Source organism: Mesorhizobium sp. NPDC059054 (assembly GCF_042739215.1).
Lineage (GTDB): Bacteria > Pseudomonadota > Alphaproteobacteria > Rhizobiales > Rhizobiaceae > Mesorhizobium.
The window spans coordinates 316,039-339,706 of record NZ_JBHYHV010000004.1 but is presented as its reverse complement, the minus strand read 5'-3'; the positions used below and the strand labels follow the sequence as shown (position 1 = coordinate 339,706).

Here is a 23,668-nt window from a genome sequence, read left to right as displayed (position 1 = left end):
AAAAAGGCGCGGCCGAGCCGCGCCTTTTTCAATTTCGCAGGCGATCGGTGATCAGGCCGGCCCAACATCGAACTGCAGGCGCTTGGCCGAATCGATCGACTCGTGCGCGCGCAGTTTGGCCAGCACCGCCTCGGGGAACGGAGCATCTAGATAGAGCAGCGCGATTGCGTCGCCGCCCGGCCGGTTGCGGCCGAGCTGGAAGTTCGCGATGTTGACGCCACTTTCGCCGCAGACCGTGCCGAGCAGGCCGATGATGCCGGGTGCATCGGCATTGGTGGTATACAGCATGTGCTGGCCGACTTCGGCGTCGAGGTTGATGCCCTTGATCTGAATGAAGCGCGGCTTGCCATCCGAGAAACAGGTGCCGGCGATCGAGCGCGTCATATGCTCCGTCTTGACGGTCAGCTTGATATACCCGTCGAACACGCCCGATTTGTCGCGCTTGACCTCGGCGACGATGATGCCGCGCTCCTTCACCATGATCGGTGCCGACACCATGTTGACGTCGGCCACCTGGGGCCGGATCAGGCCGGCGAGAGCTGCGCTGATCAGCGCCTTGGTGTTCATCTGCGCGGTCGAGCCGTCGAACAGGATCTCGACCTCCTTGATCGGGTCTTCGGTGACCTGGCCGACGAAGGCGCCGAGCACCTCGGCCAGCTTGACGAAAGGTTTCAGCCGCGGGGCTTCCTCCGCTGTGATCGAAGGCATGTTGATGGCGTTGGTGACGGCACCCTTGACCAGATAGTCGGCCATTTGCTCGGCGACCTGGAGTGCGACGTTCTCCTGTGCTTCCGAAGTGGAGGCGCCGAGATGCGGCGTACAGACGACATTGTCCATGTTGAACAGTTCGTTCTGTTCGGCGGGCTCGACTTCGAACACGTCGATGCCGGCACCGGCCACCTTGCCGCTCTTCAAGCCCGCGATCAGGTCCTGCTCGACCACCAGGCCGCCGCGCGCGCAGTTGATGATGCGCACACCATTCTTCATCTTGGCGATCGCCTCGGCGTTGATGATGTTGCGGGTCTTGTCGGTCAGCGGTGTGTGCAGGGTGATGAAGTCTGCGCGGGCAAACAGCTCCTCCAGCTCGACTTTCTCGACACCTAGTTCCTCGGCACGTTGTTCGGACAGGAACGGGTCGAACGCGACGACATGCATCTTCAGGCCGACGGCCCGGGTGGCGACGATCGAGCCGATATTGCCGCAGCCGATCAGGCCGAGCGTCTTGCTGGTGATCTCGACGCCCATGAAGCGGTTCTTTTCCCACTTGCCGGCGTGCGTCGAGGTGTTGGCTTCGGGAATCTGGCGCGCGACCGCGAACATCAGCGCAATGGCGTGTTCCGCCGTGGTGATCGAATTGCCGAATGGCGTGTTCATGACGATGATACCGCGCCGCGACGCGGCGGGAATATCGACATTGTCGACGCCTATGCCGGCGCGGCCGACGACCTTCAGCCTGGTCGCGGCCGCGATCAGCTTCTCGGTGACCTTCGTGGCCGAGCGGATGGCGAGACCATCATACTGGCTAATGACTTCGAGCAGCTTTTCCTTGTCCTTGCCGAGATCGGGCAGATAGTCGACTTCGACACCGCGATCCTTGAAGATCTGGACGGCGGTGGTGGAGAGTTTGTCTGAAACGAGTACGCGGGGCGCCATTGCTGCCTCCTTGAAGTGTGAATTGGATCGTCAGGGGAAGGGCGGCCCCCTTGTTGGAGCGTGATCTTTTCCGAAAACCGGTTTCCACTTTTCGGGATCACGTTCTGGGGCCGCCGCAAATCTGCGTCAGGCCGCGGCCTTGAGCGCCGCCTTCTGGTTCGCAAAGGCCCAGTCGAGCCAAGCTGTCAGCGAAACCAGATCGGCTGTCTCGACCGTGGCGCCGGCCCAAATGCGAAGTCCGGGAGGGGCGTCGCGATAGTGGCCGATGTCGAAGGCGACACCTTCCTTGTCGAGCACCGAGACGATGCCCTTGGCGAAGGCCGCCTGGCCGTCGGCGTCGAGCGCTGTGACATCCGGATCGACGATCGAAAGACAGATCGAGGTGTTCGAGCGCGTCTCCGGAACCACAGCCAGGTTGCTCAGCCAGGCCGATTTCTGCACGAAAGCATCAAGTGCCGCGAAATTGGCATCCGCGCGGGCAATCAAGGCATCGAGTCCGCCCAGCCCCTTCGCCCAGTTCAAGGCGTCGAGATAATCTTCCACGCACAGCATCGACGGCGTGTTGATCGTCTCGCCCTTGAAGATGCCTTCGATCAGCTTGCCGCCCGAGGTCAGGCGGAAGATCTTCGGCAGCGGCCAGGCCGGCTTGCAGGTCTCAAGCCGCTCGACAGCGCGCGGCGACAGGATCAGCATGCCGTGCGCGCCTTCGCCACCCAGCGCCTTCTGCCAGGAGAAGGTGACGACGTCGAGCTTGGCGAAATCGAGCCGCTGGGCGAAGGCGGCCGACGTTGCGTCGCAGATGGTCAGGCCCTTGCGATCGGCCGGAATGAAGTCCCCGTTGGGCACGCGCACGCCGGAGGTCGTGCCATTCCAGGTGAAGACGACGTCGCGGTCGAAATCGATCTTGGTCAGGTCGGGCAGTTCGCCATAGGGCGCCTCGAACTTGCGCGCATCTTCGAGCCTGAGTTGCTTGACCACGTCGGTGATCCAGCCGGCGCCGAAGCTCTCCCAGGCAACCATGTCGACGCCGCGTTCGCCGAGCAGCGACCAGAGCGCCATTTCGACAGCGCCGGTGTCGGAGGCGGGGACTATACCGATACGGTAGTCGGCCGGGACTTGCAGGATTTCGCGGGTAAGGTCGATGGCGTCGGCCAGCTTGACTTTGCCGATCTTGGCGCGGTGCGAGCGGCCCAAAGCAGCATTCTTCAGCGCCTCGACCGACCAGCCGGGGCGTTTTGCGCAGGGACCTGAGGAAAAATTGGGATTTGCCGGACGCACGTCCGGCTTGGGGAGAGTCGTCATCGTGGTCTATCCTTCCAGATAGTAAGCCCCTCGGTGGGGAGGGGTGGCCCACGGACGGCGATAGGACTTCAATCTGCCGGCGTCAAGAACAAAGTTTTTGTCGTTTGCGGGATACCGGTTTCGTGACCGTGAAGTGAGCAACACCGATAACAAAAAGGCAGGCTTTTGGCCTGCCTTTTTTGCTTTGGATTTGAAGAGGCTGCTACCAGAGGTCGTAGCGGAAGCCAACCTTGACCTGATGGTAGTCGAGGCCTTTGCGGACGTTGAACTGGCCGTCATCGTAGGCGACATACTTGCCGCCGGGTATCGCAAAATATTCGTAACCGACATCCAGGGAGACGTTTTTGCTGACCTGGTAGGCGACACCCGCGCCCAGCGAATACGCCAGGTTGAACTTGGATTGCGAATCGTTCTGCCCATCGTAGCCGACCGGATCGTCACAGGCGAAGCCGCCGGCGCCGCTGGTGTTGGTGGGGATTTCCCTGCAATCCTTCTTACCCACGGATTTCGCATATCGCGTGTAAGCGAGACCCAGGCCGCCGCCAATATAAGGGGTCAGTCCGACATAGGTGCCGAGATCGACATAGGCGTTGGCCATGACGGTATAGGCCTTGTTCGTGCCAAAATTGCCGACATTGCAATCCTGCGTAGCGGCAACAGGCTGCAACACGATGGGATCCGTACCGACAACCACGTTGGTATGGCCGCGGCAGGCATCCGGCATAAGAACCGTGTCGCTGAATTTGTTGCTCGGCAGGATGCCGAAATTCAACTCCGCTCGGAGATAGTCGTTCAGGTGGTAGCCAGCGCCGATGCTGCCGGTGAACTCGTTCGATTTGTAGTCATAGTTCGAGGTTGAAGTGAAATCTTCCCGCTTCTTGAAAGGATGGGAAAACGCATAGCCGATGTCGCCGCGCAGATACCATCCCGAGCCGACCTCGACCGGTTGGTATTCCGGTGCCTGGTCGACATAGATCGGTGGATCGTAGTCGGCAGCAAGCGCCGATGCCTGCGGCAGCAGCACGGTAGCAGCCAGCGCCAGCGCGATGCGCAATTCGAATTGCATGGATCCAAGCTCCCAAACCCGCGCCGATCGCCCACGCGATCACGCCCCATCTGAGAGCATTCTTAACTATAGTGGTTAAGTCACCGTTAAGGATAACGAACCGTTACCCCTTTGATTTTGTTGGGATGGATACGCTGCCCGAAACTTGTCGCCTCAGCGTTCGGTCAGCTTCAATTCGATGCGACGGTTCTTGGATCGCGCATCGTCGGTATCCGTGGCGTCCAGCGGCTGGTATTCGCCGAAACCCGCTGCAACCAGCCGGTTGGCCGGAACGCCATTGGATATCAGGAATTTGACCACTGAGGTCGCGCGCGCGGATGACAATTCCCAATTGTCCTTGAAGCGCCCGGTGCCTGAAAGCGGGCGGTTGTCGGTGTGTCCGTCCACGCGAAGCACCCAGTTGATCTCCGGCGGAATCTCCTTCTGCAGTTCGATGACCGCATCGGCCAGCTTCTTCATCTCGACCTTGCCGGCATCGTTGATCTCTTCCGATCCGAGAGGGAACAATACTTCGGACTGGAAGACGAAACGGTCGCCGACAATGCGGATGTTCTCGCGGTCGGAAAGGATCTCGCGCAGGCGGCCGAAGAAATCCGAGCGGTAGCGGTTCAGTTCCTGCACGCGCTGGGCAAGCGCGACGTTCAGGCGCCGGCCGAGATCGGCGATCTTGGTGTTGGACTCGCGATCGCGCGCCTCGGACGCATTCAGCGCGTCCTCGAGGGCTGCAATCTGCTTGCGTAGCGCTGCGATCTGCTGGTTGAGCAGTTCGACCTGGCTCAACGCGCGCTGGCTGACCTGGCGCTCGGTGTCGAGTTCCCCTTCCAATTGGGTGGCACGCTGGCTGGCGGCATTGCCTGCGCCGGAGCCTGCATCCAGCAACTGCTGCAGACGGCTCCTTTCTGCTTCCGCGGCGGAGAGCGAAGCCTGCAGATTGGCAAGCGAATCCTGGGCGTCCTGGCTGTTGCTTTTTTCCAGAGCCAGAAGCTGCGTCAGTTCGTTGATCTGCGCGTTGAGCCGGCTGAGCACCACATCTTTTCCGGAAATCTCACGGCTGAGGAGGAACTGCGCCAGCACGAACACGGAAAGCAGGAACATGATGGCGAGCAGCAATGTCGAAAGCGCATCGACAAAGCCCGGCCAGTAGTCGATGTGGCGATAGCTGCGTCGCCCTCTCGCGAGCGCCATTTAGTTGGGCTCCCGGCTCTTCAGGGCCTCGGCAATCTTGTCCAGCGTGGCGCGCATGGCCTTCTGCTCGTCCGATTGCGCTTCCACCCAGTCGCGCATGATCTGCTGTTCGGAGCGCATGTTCTTCACCAGGCCGGAAATACCGTCGGCGAGGTTGGCCATGGCGGTGGCAACGCGCGGATTGGAGCCGTCGCTCTCGCTCATGTGGCGCAGGCGTTCCGAAAGGGCTCGCAATTCGTCGGACGATTCCGAACGCGACGTATCGGATGCGCCGATATCCGAAGAAAGGTCGGTGACCGTGGACAGCCAATTCTCGAGTTCCGTGTAGAAGCGGTTCTGCGCCCGACCGGCCTGCAGGTCGAGGAAGCCAAGCACAAGCGACCCCGAGAGGCCGAACAGCGAGGACGAAAAAGCGGTGCCCATGCCTGAAAGGGGAGCCGACAGGCCCTGTTTCAGCGCATCGAGCACAGCCGCCGCGTCACCCGATCCGGGGTCGAGCGACTGGATCGTGTCGCTGATCGAGCCGATCGTATGCAGCAGGCCCCAGAAGGTGCCGAGCAGGCCGAGGAAGACCAGAAGCCCGACGAGATAGCGCGAGGTGTCGCGGCTTTCATCCAGGCGCGTGCCGATGGAATCCAGCATGGTGCGCATCGCGCTGGTCGAAAAGGCGAGCGAGGAGGAGCGCCCGATCATTGCCTTCATCGGTGCAAGCAGCACCGGTTCGGTCGTTTCGGAACCGGCCCGGAACGAATTCACCCAGCGCACTTCGCGGAACAACCTGCCGACCTGGACAAAGGCCAGCAGGATACCGACCACGAGCACACCGACGATCAAGCCGTTGAGGCCGGGGTTGGTCACGAAGGCCGTCGATATCTGGCGCGACAACACGATGGCGATGAAGGCGACGATGGCCAGAAACACCACCATTGTCATCACGAACACTTGCGGGCTGGAAAGCTTGTGCGGATCGTAGCTCAGCACATCCGAACCTCGGCCCGCTGTAATTGATTTCAGAAAGGTCATTCCGGCCCCGTTTGCGATGTCGTCGCCGAGTAGGATTTGCCGCGACTCTAAACGGAAATGTGACGAAATTGGAAGGTGCTGAAATAGGGGCTCACAGCCGGTTGATGACCAGACTGTCCAGCATGGCCGCGAAATGCAGTCCTGCGCCTGTGACAACGAAGCCGTGCCACAGCACGTTGTGGAAGCGCAAACCCTTCCAGACAAAGAAGATGACGCCCAGCGAATAGACAATGCCGCCGGCGAGCAGCAGGCCGATGGCCGTTCCCGGGAGCGTCCCGACGAGCGGTTCGACCAGAACGATCCCGCTCCAGCCGATGGCCAGATAGAAAACGATGGCAAGGCGGTCGAATCGGCCCGGCAGGAAGACCTTGATGGCGATGCCGGTAACGGCAGCGGTCCAGATCAGGCCGAGCATCCAGCCGGCGAGCGTCGTGTCGCTGAGCTGAGCCAGGAAGGGCGTATAGGTAGCGGCGATCAACAGATAGATTGCGGCATGGTCGAACCGGCGTAGCAGCCACTTCACACGTGACGTCACTGGCCAGAGATTGTAGGCCATCGACACCGAAAGAACGGTGAGCAGCGCCACCACGTAGAACACCGCGGCAACATATTCGCCCGGCCCGGCGTGGAAAGCGGCCAATGTCAGCATGGCTGCGCCCGCGGCAATCGCCAGTACGATGCCGACAGCATGAACGACGCCGTCGGCGATCATCTCGGCGCGCGAGTAGTGCCACCGCCCGACAAAGGGGATGTCGATAGCCACCTCGGACCGGCCTTCGCTCATGGTTTCACCTGCATCCGCCATATCTGGGGAGTTGCTGGCGAGTATTTCAAGCTTATGTAACGGTTTCGTGGCTGCGGCGTACTTCACATATCGGCTCAGAATCGTAACCGATTTTGAGCCGTGCGACGCATAGATTCAAAGTGCCAGGGCATCCTTTTGCGCGCCCGGACGGACGCGCGGCGCGTCAGCGCGGAGCGATCGGCTTCTTCAGCGTCGCAAGCAGCGCGCGGTGGATCGCCTCGTTGCCGGCAACGAGGCTGCCGCTTTCAAGCATGCCCTGGCCGCCGTCCGGATCGGATACATAGCCGCCGGCTTCGCGTACCAACAGGATGCCGGCAGCGATGTCCCAGGGCGACAGCTTGTCTTCCCAGTAACCGTCCATGCGGCCCGCGGCGACATAGGCGAGGTCAAGTGCGGCGGAGCCGAGGCGGCGGATGCCGGAGACCTCGGCCATGACATTGCGCAGTTCGATCAGGAAATTGCCATGATGCCCGCGGCCGAGATGCGGCACGCCGCAGCCGATCACCGTATCGGACAGCTTGTTGCGGGCCGCAACGCGCAGCCGGCGGTCGTTCATGAAGGCTCCGCCGCCGCGCTCTGCCGTATAGAGCTCGTCCATCGCCGGGTTGTAGATGACGCCGGCGACGATCTGCCCCTGGCGTTCGAGCGCGATCGAGACCGAGAAGATCGGAATGCCGTGCAGGAAGTTGGTGGTTCCGTCCAGCGGGTCCACAATCCAGCGATGCTGATCGTCATCGCCGCTGACCGTACCACGCTCCTCCATCAGGAAGGCGTAGCCTGGTCGTGCCTTGGAGAGTTCGGAAAAGATGATGTCCTCGGCCTTGCGGTCGGCCTGGCTGACATAGTCACCCGGCCCCTTCATCGAGACCTGCAGGTTCTGCACCTCGCCGAAATCGCGCGACAGCGAGCGGCCCGCCTTCATCGCGGCCTGGACCATGACATTGAGAAGGGCGGAACGCGCCATGCTGGACAGTCCTTAAATGCAGGGAAGCCGGACAGGACGCCGGCCCCGGATATCAGTCCGCGCGGCGAACGTAGGTGATCTCGTTGGTGTCGACGATGATGCGCTCGCCTGACGAGATGAATGGCGGCACGAGCACGCGGACACCGTTTTCCAGAACCGCCGGCTTGTACGACGAGGCCGCCGTCTGACCCTTCACGACCGGGTCCGCCTCGGTGATGGTGAGCGTCACCTGGTCAGGCAGCGCGATGCCGATCGGCTTTTCTTCGTAGAGTTCCACGGTAACGGTCATGCCGTCCTGCAGGAAGGCGGCACGGTCGCCGACGAAATCCTTCTGCAGTTCGAGCTGCTCGTAGCTCTCGGCGTCCATGAACACCAGCATCTCGCCCTGTTCGTAAAGGAAGGAGAAATCCTTCTGTTCCAGGCGTACTTTTTCAACCGTCTCGGCGGCACGGAAACGCTCGTTGAGCTTGGTGCCGTTGATGAGGTTCTTGAGTTCGACCTGGTTGTAGGCGCCGCCCTTGCCGGGTTTCACCGCGTTGGTCTTCACTGCTACCCAGAGGCCGCCATCGTGCTCGATGACGTTGCCGGGACGGATTTCGTTGCCATTGATCTTGGCCATGGTTGATTGGTCCGGAAAAAAGAGGTGCGCCGAGAGGGCGATTTCGGCGCCTCCAAGACCATAATTTGCTGAAAGAGGCAAGAGAGGCGGCAAAATGCCAGCCCGAATGCCCACCCAGCCCGTATGCAAAGTCACTAGGGCAACCGGTTGGCTTTTTGCAGCGCCTTCTTGGTCTGTTCTTCGTCCAGGCCCTGCATGAAGTCGTCCATCTGTGGATCGGCAAGGCCGGCGCGGCGTGCGACGATGAACCATGCTGCGGCGCTGACCAGATCTCCGTCGACCCCGATGCCGCCCACATAGAGTTTTGCCAGTCTGTTCTGGGCAGCCACGTTGCCGCCCTCGGCGGCACGCTTCGTCCAGTTGAAGCCGGATTTCAGGTCGCGCTTGCCGCCCCGCCCGTCGATCAGCCACTGGCCGAGGTCAAGCTGGGCCGTGTCATAGTTCTGCCGCGCGGCCAAAACCAGAAGTCTTCGCGCTTCGTTGTCATCCTTGGTCCTGCCGCCGGCGCCATTGGCATAGATCTGCGCCATGGCGTATTGGGCGTCGGCCAGGCCGCTCTCGGCCGCTTTCTGGTAGTAAATTGCGGCTCTCGCCAGACCCGCTTCGCCCGGATCCTTCTGGATCAGCAACTGCGCGAGGTTGAACTGCGCCAGCGGATTGCCGGCTTCGGCCGCCGCCTGCAGCAGGACTTGGGCTTTCTTTTCGTCTTTCTTGACCTGGCGTCCGTCGATCAGGATCAGCGCGTACTGAAACTGTGCCTCCGGCACGCCCTGCTCTGCCGCGCGCTGGTACCATTTGGCGGCCTCGGCCGCATTGGCTGGCATGCCCAGTCCGCGGGCCAGGATTTCCGCCACCAGGGTCTGGGCGGGTGCGTCGCCCTTGTTGGCACGCTCGAGCGCAAGATTGTAGGCCGTTTTGTAGAGGCCGCGCTGATAAGCGCCATAGGCAGCATCCGGCGGCCGGCCACCGAAGCGGGCGGGGTCGACATTCGCCGCCGGTTCGGTTGTCGTCGCCGGTTGCGGCAATGGATTGGCGATCGGGCGGTCGCCCTTCGCCGCCGCTGACGAACCGGGTAATGGTATCGGCTGTGGCAGTTGCGGCGCTGCGGCGGGCGTTGACCCGGCGGGCGTTGCTGCCTCGGGGGCTTTGGGTGCTTGTGCCGCCGGCTGACCTGGTGTGCTTGCCGGTGCCTGTGGCGATACCGGTTGTGGCGTGTTGGTCGCCGGGGTTGCAGGTGCCGGGTTTTCCGGCGCCGCAGACGATGGTGCAGTCACCGGCGGGGTGGGAACCGGCGCTGCAGCGTTTGGAGGTGTCGAGCCGCCGGAGGCCGGAGGGGTCTGTGCCTCCGGCTTGGGCGCACCGCCCCCCGGGTTCTCGGACTTTGTCGTTTCCTGCGCGGGCGGCTGGGCCTGTTTCGGCGGTTCAGCGGTCTCGGCTTCTGCCTGGGAGATGGCAAAACCGAGAGCGAGCACGCCGGCAAGGGTAAAGCGCAGGCGCATTCTCAGTCCCCGAGGTGTGGCGCTGTTTCATCGAGCAGGGCGTTAGCCTTGGCGATCACGGCGGCGGGTTCCACGTCGTCGGCGAAAACGGCGGCGGACAAGGCCACGAATTCCGCTCCGGTTGCGGCCACGGCTCCTACCGAGGTGACATCGGAGCCCGCCATGACGATGCAGGGAATTTCGATCATCTCGGCCCACCATTGGCCGAGCGAAAGGTTGCGCGGATGTGGCTCCGGCTTGGAATCGTAGCCGAAGCGACCGAAGAAGATGTAGTCCGGACGTTCTTCTCCGAGTTCCAATGCATCGTCGCGCGTCTTGGCGCCACCGACCCCCACCATCATGCGGTCCTGCAGGCGCTCGACGGCCTCGGCGAGGTTCGCCTTGCCGGCTTCGACATGGAGGCCGTCGGCCTTGACGCGTCCGGCGATGCGGCTGTCGCCGGCAATCACAACGGCGATGCCTGCGGCTTGCGCCGCGGGCACGATCTTTTCCGCGTAAGCCTGGAAACTGGCCTCGTCGCGATCATCCTGGGGCAGGATCAGCGAAGCGATGTCACCACCGGCGAGCGCGGCGACAACGCGTTCGGCAGGTGTGCCGGCTGGCGGAATGAGCACGATGCGGCAGCGGTCAGGTGGTGTGGATTCGGTCATGGCGGTATCGGTTTCCGGTTTCGCCTATGCGAGGCGAAGATGGTTGGATTGCGGCATAGACGAATGCGGCGTCGTTGAACAGGCATGCATTCGGACCGCCTGCGCCATCGCCGGCCAACCTCTCCTGACGGGAATAGGCCGGTGCTTGTGGTAGGTTGATACCAGATCAGCGGCAGCGCAGGGGGAAGGCATGGACTTCTCAGTGAATGAAATCGCGGCGGATGTGTTTCGGATTTCCTATTACGCCCCGGAGCTTGATTTCACCTTCAATCAGTACCTGGTGCGTGACGAGGAGCCGCTGCTCTATCATACCGGGTTTCGCAAGATGTTCGGCGAAGCCAGTTCTGCCCTCCGACGGATCATTGATCCAGCGAAGATCCGCTGGCTGGGCTATTCGCATTTCGAACCGGACGAATGTGGTGCGCTGAACCAATGGCTGGATATGGCGCCGGCCGCAACAGTGGTTTGCGGCCCCGTTGGCGGCGGCGTGGTGCTGGACGACTATGCCGATCGCACAGCGCGAATTCTCCGAGACGATGAAGTTCTCACGACTGGCAGGAAACGCTTCCTGCTGTTGTCGACGCCACATCTCCCACATGGCTGGGATGCAACGCTTTTGTTCGAAGAGACCGAAGCGACACTGTTCTGCTCCGATCTTTTCCTGCATGCCGGCAATCCGCCCGCGCTCGTCGAGAACGACATTGTCGGCCCGGCGAGAGATCAGCTTCTTCGCTCCGCCGCGGGACCTTTCGCTCATGCCACGCCGTGGACGACAAGGACTGCCGACATGATGAAGGGGCTGACGCGGTTGAACCCCCGAACGCTCGCCTTGATGCACGGTTCCGCGTTCAGAGGCGATGGCGGCAAGATGCTCGGCGATCTGGCCAATGTGATGCAGGAATTGGCGGTGAAAGACGCGCTGTAACGCATGCTCCGCCCTCGGAGACCGCCGCGAGCGCTTCGGTCACAGATCGATCTTGTAGCCGAAATGGGTCTGCTTGAAGCCAAGGCGTTCGTAGAAACGATGGGCGTCGTGGCGGTTGCGGTCGGTGGTGAGCTGTACGATGGCGCAGCCACGCTCCCGGCATTGACCGACAGCCCAGTCGATCATCTTCTGGCCGAGACCCGCGCTCTGGCGGTCCCGGGCAACCCGTACTGCCTCGATCTGCCCTCTCAATGAACCCCTGCGGGAAAGCCCGGCGATGAAGGTGAGCTGCAAAGTGCCGACCACGCGTCCGGCTTCGGTCATGACCGCGAGCAGTTGGTTAGGGTCGGCGTCGATTGCCTCGAATGCTCTCAGATAACTGTCAGCCAGGGGCTCGCTGATGTCCTCGCGACTGCTGCCCAGCATGTCATCGGCGAGCATGGCGACGATCGCGGTGACGTCGGTGCGTTCGGCGCGGCGAAAGGCAATCTCGACCATGGGATTCTCCGTGCTTCGCTCCCGCAATAGGCGGCCGACTGCGTATCGGCAAGCCCATTCGGGCAGACCCGATCAATGCGTTGGCACGCTCATCCGACCGACGGACAGAGATCGCCGCCAGGTCGGAACTGGTGGAAGAACTGGAGCAGCCCGATGTTCCTCCTGGTGTCGGCGCGTCGCTGACGGGCGGTTTCTTGCGGCGAAGGCTGGATGCGGGTTGTAAGCCTTCCGAAATCGATTCCGATTTTCGGGCCGATGCGCTAGAGCAATTCCAGCAAAAGTGCGCAGCGGTTTTGCGTCCGGAATTGCGCAATACAAAAAGAGCTGGAGCATTTCCGTGAAAAACGGAAATGCTCTAGGTAGCAAGGACCATTTCCTCAGGCATCTCTCCCCGGCATGTCAGCTCTGCTTACCGACCCCTGGTTTTACGCTGTCGCCGTGCCTGCGGTCATCCTGGTGGGGCTCACCAAGGGCGGCGTCGGCGGCTTCGGCCTGATCGGCGTGCCATTGATGGCTTTGGCGATGTCGCCGGTGCAGGCGGCTGCGATCCTGCTGCCCATCCTGGTGGTGATGGATATCGTCTCGTTGTGGACCTGGCGGGGCCAGCACGACAGGAAAACGCTCGTCGACATGTTGCCGGGCGCACTCGTCGGCATCGGCATCGGCTGGGCGACGGCGGCATTTGTGACCGCGGACATGGTGCGCTTCATAGTAGGCGCCGTCACCATCGCCTTTGTCGGGCGCTGGCTCTATGTCACCTACAGGCATGGCAGCAGCCATATTTCAAAGCCGAACAAGCCGCTTGCGGCCTTCTGGGGCACGATCGCCGGCTTCACCAGTTTCGTCGCCCATGTCGGCGGGCCGCCGTTCCAGGTCTATACGATGCCGCTGCGGATGGATCCGAAGGTGCTGACGGCGACCGGCGTGGTGTTCTTCGCCATCGTCAACGCCATCAAGCTCATTCCCTATTTCGCGCTCGGCCAGTTCGACGCCGCCAATCTTGCCGCCTCGGCTGTCTTGATGCCGTTTGCGCCTTTGTCGACGCTGGCCGGTGCCTGGCTGGTGCGACGCATGCGGCCGGAAGTGTTCTATCCGTTCACCTACGCCACGATTGCCCTGGTGGCGGTCAAACTGTTGTGGGACGGCATCATCAGTCTTCCGTAGAGGGTGACGCCGCTTTCCGGCTATGCTCTTTGGTTGCCACATGATCCTTGTCCGAAAAGTCTGCAACTTTTCGGGATCATGTTCTAGAAGTGCTGGATATTGCTCGTTCGGAGGGCGGGATGACGAACCCCTATGCGCTGGATCTCGACAAGAATCCGGCCAATCACCAGCCGTTGACTCCGCTGTCGTTCTTGGAACGGGCGGCGAAGACCTATCCCGACCATGTCGCCATCATCCACGGCCGCCAGCGCATCACCTATCGGGATTTCTGGGGCCGCTCACTGAAGCTGGCTTCCGCCCTTGCCGCGCAGGGCATCGGCAAGGGCGATACGGTGACGGTGATGCTCTCCAACACGCCGCCAATGCTGGAAGCGCATTTCGGCGTGCCGATGGTGAAGGCCGTACTGCATTCGCTCAACACGCGCCTCGATGCCGCCGTCATCGCCTTTCAGCTCGATCACGCCGAGACCAAGGTGCTGATCGTCGACCGCGAGTTTTCCGGCGTGATGAAGGAGGCGCTGGCGCTGACCAGGGTGAAGCCGCTGGTCATCGACTATGACGATCCCGATTACGGGGCGGATGCGCCCTATCCGAAGGGTGAGCGCATCGGTTCGCACGACTACGACGCGTTCGTCGCGGGCGGTGAGGTGGATTTTGCATGGGCGATGCCCGACGACGAATGGGACGCGATTTCGCTGAACTACACGTCCGGCACCACCGGCAACCCCAAGGGTGTGGTCTATCATCATCGTGGCGCGGCGCTGATGGCCTATGCCAACACCATTCACGCCGGTATGGGAAAGCACGCCGTCTATCTCTGGACGTTGCCGATGTTCCACTGCAATGGCTGGTGCTTCCCCTGGACGCTGGCCGTGCAAGCGGGAACCCATGTCTGTCTGCGCTGGGTGCGGGCGAAGGCGATGTATGATGCGATCGCTGACCATGGCGTCACCCATCTTTGCGGTGCGCCCATCGTCATGGCAACGCTGATCAATGCCAGCGATGGGGACAAGCGCGAATTTCCGCAGACCGTCACCTTCAACACCGCGGCTGCCCCGCCGCCCGAGGCGGTTCTGTCCGGCATGGCCGACGCCGGCTTCGTCGTCACCCACCTGTATGGTCTGACCGAAACTTATGGCCCTGCCGTCGTCAATGAATGGCATGGCGAATGGGATGTGCTGGACAAGGGAACGCGCACAACCAGGAAAGCGCGTCAGGGTGTGCGGTATGCGGCGCTGGAAGACCTGACGGTGATGGACCCGGCCACGATGGAAAAGACGCCTGCCGATGGCGAGACCATCGGCGAGGTGATGTTTCGCGGCAACATCGTCATGAAGGGATATCTGAAGAACCGCAAGGCGACGGACGAGGCCTTTGCCGGCGGCTGGTTCCATTCCGGCGACCTCGGCGTCATGCATCCCGACGGTTACATCCAGCTCAAGGACCGTTCCAAGGACATCATCATTTCGGGTGGCGAGAACATCTCCTCGATCGAGGTGGAGGATGCTCTCTACAAGCACCCCGCCGTTGCATCCTGCGGCGTGGTGGCGCGTGCCGACGACAAATGGGGTGAAGTTCCTGTGGCCTATGTCGAGCTGAAGCCCGGCAAGGTCGCAACCGAGGCCGAGATCATCGAGCACTGCCGAGGGCTTCTCGCCCGCTTCAAGGTGCCGAAGGCCATCATCTTCCACGAGATCCCGAAGACCTCGACGGGCAAAATCCAGAAGTTTCGCCTGCGTGAGATGGCCAAAGCCGGCTAGCGCGATGCGGAGCTTCGGGCGTCCGAATGGACGCCCGGCGTTCCAATGCCAGCCTTAGCCAGTCTGTTCAGGCCTTGCGCAGGACAGGCAGAGCGATCACGGCGAACAGCAGCATCGCCGCGAAGAACAGGATCGAACAGATGCCGACCACCGGTTCGATCGCCGTGTTTCCCGCCAGCAGGAAATAGAGCGTCACCAGCAGACCGATACCGCTTAGCGCCGTCAGCCAGAAATGGATCGTTGCCAGCCTTGTTTCGCGAGCGGCCGGAAACAGATGGTAGAAGATGGCAAAGACCGCGGATGTCAGCCAGCCCGCCACCAGCGCGTGTGCATGGACGGGCATTTCGGTATGGTCCTGGCTGATCGCCATATGCAGGCCCAACGCCATGCCGCACAGTGCGTAGACGATGGCGAGCGCAAAGAAGTTCCGAGATACGCCTTGCATGATAGTTCCCCCGTTGTTTCGTCGCGTTCGTCCTTGCGATGCGACGCGTGAGCAAACGCATGGCCAAGCGGCGTTCGTCCCGTCTTTCCGCGGGGCTGCGCCGCTGCCGGTTTGCTTGGGCAGAATACTTCAGGAAGCGGTGGAATGAGAGTGGGGTTCTTCACATTGGCCCGCCCGGGGAGGATCTCCGATGTTGTGCTGATACGGCACAGCTTGCCCCGGCTTCTTAAAAAATCTTGGAGCTTGTTAAGGGTTCATTAAGCTTTACGAGCGTTTACTATGCGCATCCAGTGATCTGGATTCTTACCGAGTGGTTGGAGCCACTTTGTTTGACGCCTCCCTGTTAAACTCCTGAGAGCCGCCTTATCGCGGCTCTTTTTTTGTCCGGCGGTCAGGCCGGCGGCAGGCAGGAAACGACGGCGTTAACCGTTTGTTAAACATGTGCTTGCCTTGCGAGAAGTCCCGGCGCATTTTCTTAGCCACTGTCATATAGGCTTGGAAACCGGCGGCATGACGCCGATTCGGCCGGAAGAATGCGAATACGGAACACGAAATGAGCGAGCCTTCCAAGGAAAGCGCGAATACGATCAAGCTGGCCGAGCGGAGGGTCTTTTCGCAATCGTTCAAGCCGCTTTATGACGAAGGCATGGGCCTCGTCGAGCGTACGGCCGAGTATCTCGACGGCAAGGGCAGGCTGGAGGCCAAGAAGCTGTCGCGGCTGGGTGCGACGCTCTACGCCGCCGAATCGATGCGTCTCACCACACGACTGATGCAGATCGCATCTTGGCTGCTTCTGCAGCGCGCTGCGAATTCTGGCGAGATGACACGCGATCAGGTTGCGTCGGAGAAATCCAAGGTGCGGCTGGATACCGCTTCGGCGCACAGCGAGGCAGCCGGCTGGAGCGAATTGCCGGACGACTTCCTGGATCTCGTCAACCGATCGCTGCGCCTGCAGTCGCTGGTGCGGCGCATGGACGAGGAAATCTACGGCAGTGGCGGAACGGTTCATGCGCAGCCGGCCAATCGCCGCTCCAACCCGGTCTCGGACCAGATCACGCTGCTCAAGACGGCTTTCGCCGGCGGCTGAACCGAGGCTTCGTGCGAAGCCTTTGGCTTCTTGTTTCTGGTTTGTTCACATTTTGCTGGCATCGCTTTGCGCGAAAGGTAGACTCCGCGCATGGGGGAAGCGATTCGCATCATTGGTATCGATCCCGGGCTGAGACGCACCGGCTGGGGTGTCGTCGAAAGCCTCGGCAATTCGCTGCGCTTTGTCGCGGCGGGCACCGTGCGTTCCGACGACAAGGCCGCGCTGGCGACGCGGTTGTGCCAATTGCATGATGGGCTGGCCGATGTACTGCATCAGCTGATGCCGCAGGAAGCGGCCGTCGAGCAGACCTTCGTCAACAAGGATGCGTCCGCGACGCTGAAGCTCGGCCAGGCCCGTGGCATCGCCATGCTGGTACCGGCTCGCGCTGGCTTGCTGGTGGCGGAGTACGCGCCCAATGCCGTCAAGAAGGCGGTGATCGGCGTCGGCCATGGCGACAAGAAACAGATCCACATGATGGTGAAGGTATTGCTGCCCAAGGCCGCCTTCGACACCGACGATGCCGCCGACGCGCTGGCCATCGCCATCTGCCATGCCCATCATCGGCAGAGCATCGCCTATCGCATGGCCGTGGCGTGAAGGGGCAAGCAGGATGATCGGCAAGCTGAAGGGCACGGTGGACGAGATCGAGGAGGATCATTGCCTCGTCGATGTGCATGGCGTCGGCTATGTCGCTTATTGTTCCGCCCGCACGCTTTCGGCACTACCCGGGCCTGGCGAGGCGGTGGTGCTGCACATCGAAACCTATGTCCGCGAAGACATGATCCGCCTCTACGGCTTCAAGACCGCGCTGGAACGTGAGTGGTTCCGCCTGCTGATGAACAATGTTCAGGGCGTTGGCGCCAAGGTCGCACTGGCGATCCTGTCGACATTGTCGCCATCCGACCTCGCCAACGCGATCGCGCTGCGCGACATCGCCATGGTGTCGCGGGCGCCTGGCGTCGGCAAGAAGGTGGCCGAGCGCATCGTCACCGAGCTGAAGACCAAAGCGCCGGCCTTTGCAGGCGAGGCTTCCGGCACGATCGGGCTGAAGCAGGAACTGGGCGAGGGCGTCGCGGCCGCTCCTGTCGCCGATGCGGTTTCCGCACTCACCAATCTCGGCTATTCGCGCGATATCGCGGCCAATGCCGTGGCTGCCGCCTTGAAGAGTGCTGGCGAAGGAGCCGATTCCGCCAAGCTGATCAGGCTGGGGCTGAAGGAGCTGGCGCGGTGACGCGCTGCTTGTTCGGACCCTTCTGCCATGCGAGGAGAGGGGCATGAACACCGCCCCCCGTCTCATCTCCTCCGAAAAGCGCGGCGAAGATGCCGACCAGACACTGCGCCCGCAGACGCTGGACGATTTTGTCGGCCAGGCGGCGGCGCGTGCGAACCTGAAAGTTTTCATCGAAGCGGCCAAGGGCCGTGGCGATGCGCTCGACCATGTCCTGTTCGTCGGCCCGCCGGGACTGGGCAAGACCACGCTGGCGCAGATCATGGCGCGCGAGATGGGCGTCAATTTCCGCTCCACATCTGGGCCGGTGATCGCCAAGGCCGGCGATCTCGCGGCACTGCTGACCAATCTGGAAGACCGCGACGTTCTGTTCATCGACGAGATCCATCGGCTCAGCCCGGCAGTGGAGGAAATCCTCTACCCGGCAATGGAGGATTTCCAGCTCGACCTGATCATCGGCGAAGGGCCGGCGGCGCGCTCGGTCAAGATCGATCTTGCCCGCTTCACGCTGGTGGCTGCCACGACGCGGCTTGGGCTCATCACCAATCCTCTGCGCGACCGTTTCGGCATCCCGGTGCGGTTGAATTTCTACACGGTCGAGGAACTGGAGCTGATCGTGCGGCGCGGGGCGCGCATCCTCAGCATGCCGATCGCCGATGATGGCGCCGTTGAGATCGCGCGTCGTGCCCGTGGTACGCCGCGTATCGCCGGGCGGCTGCTGCGCCGCGTCCGTGATTTCGCGTCGGTCGCTGGGGCAGAAATCGTGTCGCGCAAGGTCGCCGACGAAGCATTGTCCCGGCTTGAAGTGGACGCGCTCGGCCTCGATCAGCTCGACCGGCGTTACCTGTCCATGATTGCCATGAATTTCGGCGGCGGGCCGGTCGGCATCGAAACGATCGCGGCTGGTCTTTCGGAACCGCGGGATGCGATCGAAGATATCATCGAGCCCTATCTGATCCAGCAGGGCTTCATCCAGCGTACCCCACGCGGGCGCGTGCTGACGGCGAACGCCTGGAGGCATCTCGGCCTGGAAGTGCCGCGCGATCTCGCCCAGCAGCAGATCAATCTCTTCCAGGAAGGAGATTGACCGATGTCTGGCGCAGACGATCTGCTCGGCGGCATTTCCGGCGCGCTGACCGAATTCGGCCATCGGCTGATGGCAAGGGTGTATTATGCCGACACCGATTTCTCCGGCGTCGTCTATCATGCCCGCTATCTGGAATTCCTGGAGCGTGGCCGCTCGGATTTCCTGCGGCTGGCCGGCGTGCACCACACCGAACTTGCCGAAGGCAAGCACGGCGAGAAGATCGTCTGGGTCGTCCGCCGCATGGAGATCGACTTCCGTTCACCAGCCCGCATAGACGACATTCTGACGGTGGACACGCGTACCGACGCCATTTCCGGCGCGCGCATCTTCATGGCCCAGCAACTCAAGCGCGATGCGGACGTGCTGGTCGATGCCAGGGTGGAGGCCGCCATCATTGGCGAGAATGGCCGTCCGCGCCGTTTTCCCAAGGAATGGGTTGCCGCCTTCATGCCAAAGCGCGGCTGAGCGCGCCTTCACTCCATTGTGACCTGGCATTGGCGCATCATGCATGCTGCGCCGCACAACAGTTGCGATTCCTAACCTCTCCTTAACCATAACAGTTCATGAAGACATAGGTGAAGATTGGAGGCGTTCATGCCTTCGTTTCACCAATATTTGCCGTGAAAAGGCCGCGAAAGGCGCCTTTTGGGGCATTTCCGGAAGCTTCGCGCGAACGGACCACAAGGGGTAGAGCGCCAGGGGCTAGCGGCGAGCCGGGGCCCGGATTCTTAAGGAACGAACCATGGAAAACATCGCACTCGCCGATCCGGGCGCGCAACTGTCGATTTGGGGCCTGTTCATGCAGGCCGGCTGGGTGGTCAAGCTGGTCATGCTGGGCCTCATCGGCGCCTCGGTCTGGACCTGGGCCATCGTCGTCGACAAGCTGGTTTCCTTTGCGCGGCTGCGCGTCGCGCTCAACCGCTTCGAACAGGTGTTCTGGTCGGGTCAGTCGCTGGAAGAGCTTTACCGTAACCTTGCCGAGCGCAAGACCGTGGGCATGGGCGCCATCTTCGTGGCCGCCATGCGTGAATGGAAGAAGAGCTTCGAGAAAGGCGCCAAATCGCCGCTCGCGCTGCAGACCCGCATCGACAAGGCGATGGATCTGGCGCTGACGCGTGAAATGGAACGCCTGGAGGGTCGCCTCGGCTTCCTCGCCACCATCGGTTCCGCCGCGCCCTTCATTGGCCTCTTCGGCACGGTCGTCGGTATCATGACCTCGTTCCAGGCCATCGCCGGCTCGAAGTCGACCAACCTCGCCGTGGTCGCGCCCGGTATCGCGGAAGCGCTGCTGGCCACCGCCATCGGCCTGCTTGCCGCCATCCCCGCTGTCATCGCCTACAACAAGCTGTCGTCCGACGCCGGCAAGATCGCGGTGCGCATGGAGGGCTTCGCCGACGAGTTCTCCGCCATACTGTCGCGCCAAATCGATGAGAAAGTGGCCCAGAAGGCCGCCTGAGGAAATAAGCCGATGGGAATGTCAGTCAGCTCAGGTGGTTCGGGACGTGGCGGACGCGGCCACAGGCGTCGCGGCCGCCATCACGGCCTGATGTCGGAAATCAACGTCACGCCATTCGTCGACGTCATGCTGGTGCTGCTCATCATCTTCATGGTGGCGGCGCCGCTGCTCACGGTCGGCGTGCCGATCGACCTGCCGGAAACGCAGGCCAAGCCGATGAATGCGGAAACCCAGCCGATCACCGTTTCGGTGAACCAGGCTGGCGAAATCCATCTGCAGGAGACGGTGATCCCGCTCGAGGAAGTCGTGCCGAAGCTCGAGGCGATCGCCAAGACCGGTTATGAGGAGCGCATCTTCATCCGTGGCGACAAGGCTGCGGACTACGGCACCGTCATGAAGGTCATGGCCCGCATCTCGGCCGCCGGCTACAAGAACCTCGGCCTGGTCACCTTGCAGGAACAGGACAAATAACCTTGAAGGCCGGTCTCACCACATCGGTGATCCTGCATGCTGCCGTGATCGGCTTTGGCCTGTTCACGCTCAGGGCTCCGCCTGCGTTCCAGCCCATGAACGTCGAGTCGTTTCCCGTGGACATCGTCCCGGTGGAAGATGTTGCGCAGTCACTGCAAGGCGACAAGAAGTCGACTATGCGTGACAAACCGGCACCAAAACCGACCGAGCGGCCCGACATCGTCGCCGATGCCCAGAAGACCGGCGAAAACAGTGTCGACACCGATCAGCCGGTGACACCGACTGCGAAGCCAAAGCCGGTCGAAAATACGGAATCGGCACCCAAGGCGCCGACGCCAACGGAAAAACCCAAGCCCGAGGATACGCCGAAGCCGAAGGAAGAGCCGAAGCCGACACCGGCGACGGAAGTCGCGCCGGCCGAGCAGCCGAAGCAGGACGTGAAGCCCGACCCCGTCAAGCAGCCGGAACCCAAGCCTCAACCGGTGAAGGAACCGGAACCCGCACCGAAGCCCGCCGAGCAGAAGCCAGCGGAGGCCAAGCCCGAGCCGGCAAAGCCCGATGCGGTGGCCGAGGCCATTGCCTCGGAACAGACGGAGTCTGTTGCCCTGCCCAATTCGGCACCGGCACCGGAGGCCAAGCCACGCCCCGAGCAGGCCCAGGCCGAGACCGCCAAGGCACCCGATCGCAAGAATTCGGAAAAGCCGGTCAAGGAAGCGTCTTCCAGGCAGAAGTCGGAGGATGATGCCTTCAACGACAAGGTATCCGCTCTTCTCAACAAGGACAAACCCTCGGGTGGTGGCGCAAAACGATCCAGCCAGCAGTCGTCGCTCGGCGGCGACAGGAACAATGGCCAGAAGCTGAGCAACAGCGAAATGGGTGCTCTTCGCGATCAGCTCAGCGGCTGCTGGACCATTCCGGCTGGTGCGCAGGACGCCGGAAACCTCGTCGCGGTCATCCGGTTCAATGTGGATCAGTCGGGCAAGCTGGATGGTCGTCCGACGGTTCAGACCTCCAGCGGCAATCGTTCCTACGATGAAAGCGCAGTGCGTGCGATCCAGAAATGCGATCAGGCGGGGTTGGTACTTCCAGCAGGCAAGCAGGACATCTGGTCCGAAATTCAAGTCACGTTCAACCCGAGCGACATGGGCATGTGATGTCTATCGCTCGGATATGAAACAGGAATTCGCGATGAAGCATCTTTTCAAGACACTCTTTCTGATCGGCGCCATGGCCACCGGCATGAGCGGCCTTGCACTGTTGCCGGCGCATGCGTTGGTGGAGATCGACGTCAACAAGGGCAATGTCGAGCCCTTGCCGATCGCCATCACCGACTTCCAGTCGTCCGGCGATCTCGGCACGGAAATATCCAACATCGTGGCGGCGGACCTGAAGCGCTCCGGCCTGTTCGCGCCGATCGACAAGGGTGCCTTCATCGAGAAGATATCGAACCCCGACCAGACCCCGCGTTTCGATGACTGGAAGGTCATCAACGCCCAGGCGCTGGTGACCGGCCGCGTCAACAAGGAAGCGGACGGCCGCATCCGTGCCGAATATCGTCTCTGGGATACGTTCGCCGGCCAGCAACTGGCAGGTGAGCAGTTCTTCGCGAACGCGGCCAACCAGCGCCGTGTCGCCCATATCATCGCCGATGCGATCTATGAGCGCCTGACGGGCGAAAAAGGGTACTTCGACACCCGGGTCGTCTACATCGACGAGACCGGCGCCAAGAACGCGCGCAAGAAACGGCTCGCCATCATGGACCAGGACGGCGCCAATGCGCGCTTCCTCTCCAACGGCGCCTCGATCGTGCTGACGCCGCGCTTCTCGCCGAACCGGCAGGAAATCACCTACATGTCCTATGAAAGCGGTGTGCCGAAAGTTTACCTGCTGCAGTTGGAGACCGGTCAGCGCGAACTCGTCGGCAATTTCCCGGGCATGACGTTTGCGCCGCGCTTCTCGCCGGATGGCCAGAAGGTGATCATGAGCCTGCTGCGCGATGACGGCAACTCCAACATCTATGCACTGGATCTGAGAAGCCGGTCGACGACACGTCTCACCGACTCGTCGGCAATCGACACCTCGCCGTCCTATTCGCCGGACGGTTCGCAGGTTGTCTTCACCTCCGACCGCGGCGGCGGCAGCGGCCGCTCCCAGATCTATGTCATGGGCGCCGACGGCTCCAACCCACACCGCATCTCCTTCGGCGATGGCGTCTATTCGACGCCGGTCTGGTCGCCGCGCGGCGATCTGATCGCATTCACCAAACAGGGTGGCGGTCAGTTCCAGATCGGCGTGATGAAGACGGACGGTTCGGGCGAACGCATCCTGTCGACCGGCTTCCAGCAGGAAGGGCCGACCTGGGCACCGAACGGCCGTGTGCTGATGTTCTTCCGCGACAGCGCCGGCGGTCCGAAGCTCTATTCGGTCGACTTGACCGGCCGCAACGAGCAACCGATCCCGACCTCGGGCTTCGGCTCCGACCCGGCATGGTCGCCGCTTCTGGAATGACGGGGCGACCCTGAAACGCATCAGAAAGGGGCCTGCGAGGCCCCTTTTTCGTGACTCGGTCGCGTTTTGGCCGCATTTCAGGCTAGAGCCTCGACCGAATGGTCCGAGGATCGGCGTAGGGGCGGCAAGCTGGCTACGCTTCCCGGGCAGTACAGTGCAGCGTCAAGCGTGCTGCGGCGTCGTGGTCTACGGGACCTGAAGCTGCGGCGACGGTCGCGGACGGCGACCGCAATAGAATTTTAACCGTGTTTCTTGAGCGCCGGTTAACCCAAA

Annotated in this window: 24 protein-coding genes; 12 read left to right on the top strand and 12 right to left on the bottom strand. The window is 62.0% G+C overall.

Features of this window, described 5'->3' with window-relative positions; genetic code table 11:
- Window positions 1-51: 51 nt before the first annotated feature.
- The 10 genes from serA to ACFWXH_RS18835 all read right to left on the bottom strand — a co-directional run bounded on the left by serA (window position 52) and on the right by ACFWXH_RS18835 (window position 10,766).
- The gene (serA, locus tag ACFWXH_RS18880) at window positions 52-1,653 is read right to left on the bottom strand and encodes a phosphoglycerate dehydrogenase (protein WP_379122751.1); all 1,602 of its coding nucleotides are present in this window, start codon (window positions 1,651-1,653) and stop codon (window positions 52-54) included.
- Window positions 1,654-1,779: 126 nt separating this feature from the next.
- A complete protein-coding gene (locus tag ACFWXH_RS18875; RefSeq protein WP_379122749.1) occupies window positions 1,780-2,955 on the bottom strand; it encodes a phosphoserine transaminase in 1,176 nt (391 codons plus the stop codon).
- Between the two features lie 202 nt (window positions 2,956-3,157).
- On the bottom strand, window positions 3,158-4,021 hold the full coding sequence (locus ACFWXH_RS18870; protein WP_379122747.1) for an outer membrane protein: 864 nt from the start codon (window positions 4,019-4,021) through the stop codon (window positions 3,158-3,160).
- A 153-nt stretch (window positions 4,022-4,174) separates the two neighbouring features.
- Complete coding sequence (locus ACFWXH_RS18865; RefSeq protein ID WP_379122745.1) at window positions 4,175-5,206, bottom strand: peptidoglycan -binding protein; 1,032 nt, start codon at window positions 5,204-5,206, stop codon at window positions 4,175-4,177.
- Window positions 5,207-6,229, bottom strand: a complete 1,023-nt coding sequence (locus ACFWXH_RS18860) for a MotA/TolQ/ExbB proton channel family protein (protein ID WP_379122743.1) — start codon at window positions 6,227-6,229, stop codon at window positions 5,207-5,209.
- A 91-nt stretch (window positions 6,230-6,320) separates the two neighbouring features.
- On the bottom strand, window positions 6,321-7,013 hold the full coding sequence (locus ACFWXH_RS18855; protein WP_379122741.1) for a hemolysin III family protein: 693 nt from the start codon (window positions 7,011-7,013) through the stop codon (window positions 6,321-6,323).
- Between the two features lie 184 nt (window positions 7,014-7,197).
- A complete protein-coding gene (locus ACFWXH_RS18850; protein WP_379122739.1) occupies window positions 7,198-7,998 on the bottom strand; it encodes an inositol monophosphatase family protein in 801 nt (266 codons plus the stop codon).
- A 52-nt stretch (window positions 7,999-8,050) separates the two neighbouring features.
- On the bottom strand, window positions 8,051-8,617 hold the full coding sequence (gene efp, locus ACFWXH_RS18845) for an elongation factor P (RefSeq protein WP_054313873.1): 567 nt from the start codon (window positions 8,615-8,617) through the stop codon (window positions 8,051-8,053).
- Between the two features lie 134 nt (window positions 8,618-8,751).
- Window positions 8,752-9,891 carry a sel1 repeat family protein gene (locus ACFWXH_RS18840; RefSeq protein WP_379123297.1) on the bottom strand — a complete coding sequence of 380 codons (1,140 nt, stop codon included), beginning with the start codon at window positions 9,889-9,891 and terminating at the stop codon, window positions 8,752-8,754.
- A gap of 227 nt (window positions 9,892-10,118) precedes the next feature.
- Window positions 10,119-10,766, bottom strand: a complete 648-nt coding sequence (locus ACFWXH_RS18835) for a thiamine phosphate synthase (protein ID WP_379122737.1) — start codon at window positions 10,764-10,766, stop codon at window positions 10,119-10,121.
- 190 nt (window positions 10,767-10,956) lie between these two features.
- Here ACFWXH_RS18835 and ACFWXH_RS18830 point away from each other — a divergent pair, with 190 nt between their 5' ends.
- Window positions 10,957-11,691 carry an MBL fold metallo-hydrolase gene (locus ACFWXH_RS18830; protein ID WP_379122735.1) on the top strand — a complete coding sequence of 245 codons (735 nt, stop codon included), beginning with the start codon at window positions 10,957-10,959 and terminating at the stop codon, window positions 11,689-11,691.
- Between the two features lie 39 nt (window positions 11,692-11,730).
- Here the strand turns inward: ACFWXH_RS18830 and ACFWXH_RS18825 are convergent, their stop codons facing one another.
- Complete coding sequence (locus tag ACFWXH_RS18825; RefSeq protein ID WP_379122733.1) at window positions 11,731-12,189, bottom strand: GNAT family N-acetyltransferase; 459 nt, start codon at window positions 12,187-12,189, stop codon at window positions 11,731-11,733.
- Window positions 12,190-12,585: 396 nt separating this feature from the next.
- Between ACFWXH_RS18825 and ACFWXH_RS18820 the strand changes: the two genes are divergently transcribed.
- The gene (locus tag ACFWXH_RS18820) at window positions 12,586-13,353 is read left to right on the top strand and encodes a sulfite exporter TauE/SafE family protein (RefSeq protein WP_379122731.1); all 768 of its coding nucleotides are present in this window, start codon (window positions 12,586-12,588) and stop codon (window positions 13,351-13,353) included.
- A 119-nt stretch (window positions 13,354-13,472) separates the two neighbouring features.
- Window positions 13,473-15,113 (top strand): acyl-CoA synthetase, encoded by a 1,641-nt coding sequence (locus ACFWXH_RS18815; RefSeq protein WP_379122729.1) that lies wholly within the window; start codon window positions 13,473-13,475, stop codon window positions 15,111-15,113.
- 67 nt (window positions 15,114-15,180) lie between these two features.
- On the opposite strand, the gene ACFWXH_RS18810 is transcribed toward ACFWXH_RS18815, so the two are convergent.
- Window positions 15,181-15,558, bottom strand: coding sequence for a hypothetical protein (locus tag ACFWXH_RS18810; RefSeq protein ID WP_379122727.1), 378 nt, complete (start codon window positions 15,556-15,558; stop codon window positions 15,181-15,183).
- 553 nt (window positions 15,559-16,111) lie between these two features.
- Here ACFWXH_RS18810 and ACFWXH_RS18805 point away from each other — a divergent pair.
- The 9 genes from ACFWXH_RS18805 (at window position 16,112) to tolB (ending at window position 23,395) form a co-directional block, all read left to right on the top strand.
- The gene (locus tag ACFWXH_RS18805; protein WP_054313866.1) at window positions 16,112-16,645 is read left to right on the top strand and encodes a DUF1465 family protein; all 534 of its coding nucleotides are present in this window, start codon (window positions 16,112-16,114) and stop codon (window positions 16,643-16,645) included.
- Window positions 16,646-16,735: 90 nt separating this feature from the next.
- Window positions 16,736-17,242 carry a crossover junction endodeoxyribonuclease RuvC gene (gene ruvC / locus ACFWXH_RS18800; RefSeq protein ID WP_379122724.1) on the top strand — a complete coding sequence of 169 codons (507 nt, stop codon included), beginning with the start codon at window positions 16,736-16,738 and terminating at the stop codon, window positions 17,240-17,242.
- Window positions 17,243-17,255: 13 nt separating this feature from the next.
- Window positions 17,256-17,876 (top strand): Holliday junction branch migration protein RuvA, encoded by a 621-nt coding sequence (gene ruvA / locus ACFWXH_RS18795; protein ID WP_054313864.1) that lies wholly within the window; start codon window positions 17,256-17,258, stop codon window positions 17,874-17,876.
- A 43-nt stretch (window positions 17,877-17,919) separates the two neighbouring features.
- Window positions 17,920-18,960: a Holliday junction branch migration DNA helicase RuvB gene (ruvB, locus tag ACFWXH_RS18790; RefSeq protein ID WP_379122722.1), complete on the top strand. Its 1,041-nt coding sequence runs from the start codon at window positions 17,920-17,922 to the stop codon at window positions 18,958-18,960.
- A gap of 3 nt (window positions 18,961-18,963) precedes the next feature.
- A complete protein-coding gene (gene ybgC / locus ACFWXH_RS18785; protein ID WP_379122720.1) occupies window positions 18,964-19,425 on the top strand; it encodes a tol-pal system-associated acyl-CoA thioesterase in 462 nt (153 codons plus the stop codon).
- A 277-nt stretch (window positions 19,426-19,702) separates the two neighbouring features.
- Complete coding sequence (tolQ, locus tag ACFWXH_RS18780) at window positions 19,703-20,416, top strand: protein TolQ (protein ID WP_054313861.1); 714 nt, start codon at window positions 19,703-19,705, stop codon at window positions 20,414-20,416.
- A 12-nt stretch (window positions 20,417-20,428) separates the two neighbouring features.
- Window positions 20,429-20,887: a protein TolR gene (gene tolR / locus ACFWXH_RS18775; RefSeq protein WP_054313860.1), complete on the top strand. Its 459-nt coding sequence runs from the start codon at window positions 20,429-20,431 to the stop codon at window positions 20,885-20,887.
- Window positions 20,888-20,889: 2 nt separating this feature from the next.
- Window positions 20,890-22,041: a TonB family protein gene (locus ACFWXH_RS18770; RefSeq protein WP_379122718.1), complete on the top strand. Its 1,152-nt coding sequence runs from the start codon at window positions 20,890-20,892 to the stop codon at window positions 22,039-22,041.
- Window positions 22,042-22,075: 34 nt separating this feature from the next.
- Window positions 22,076-23,395 (top strand): Tol-Pal system beta propeller repeat protein TolB, encoded by a 1,320-nt coding sequence (gene tolB / locus ACFWXH_RS18765; RefSeq protein ID WP_054313972.1) that lies wholly within the window; start codon window positions 22,076-22,078, stop codon window positions 23,393-23,395.
- Window positions 23,396-23,668 lie beyond the last annotated feature (273 nt).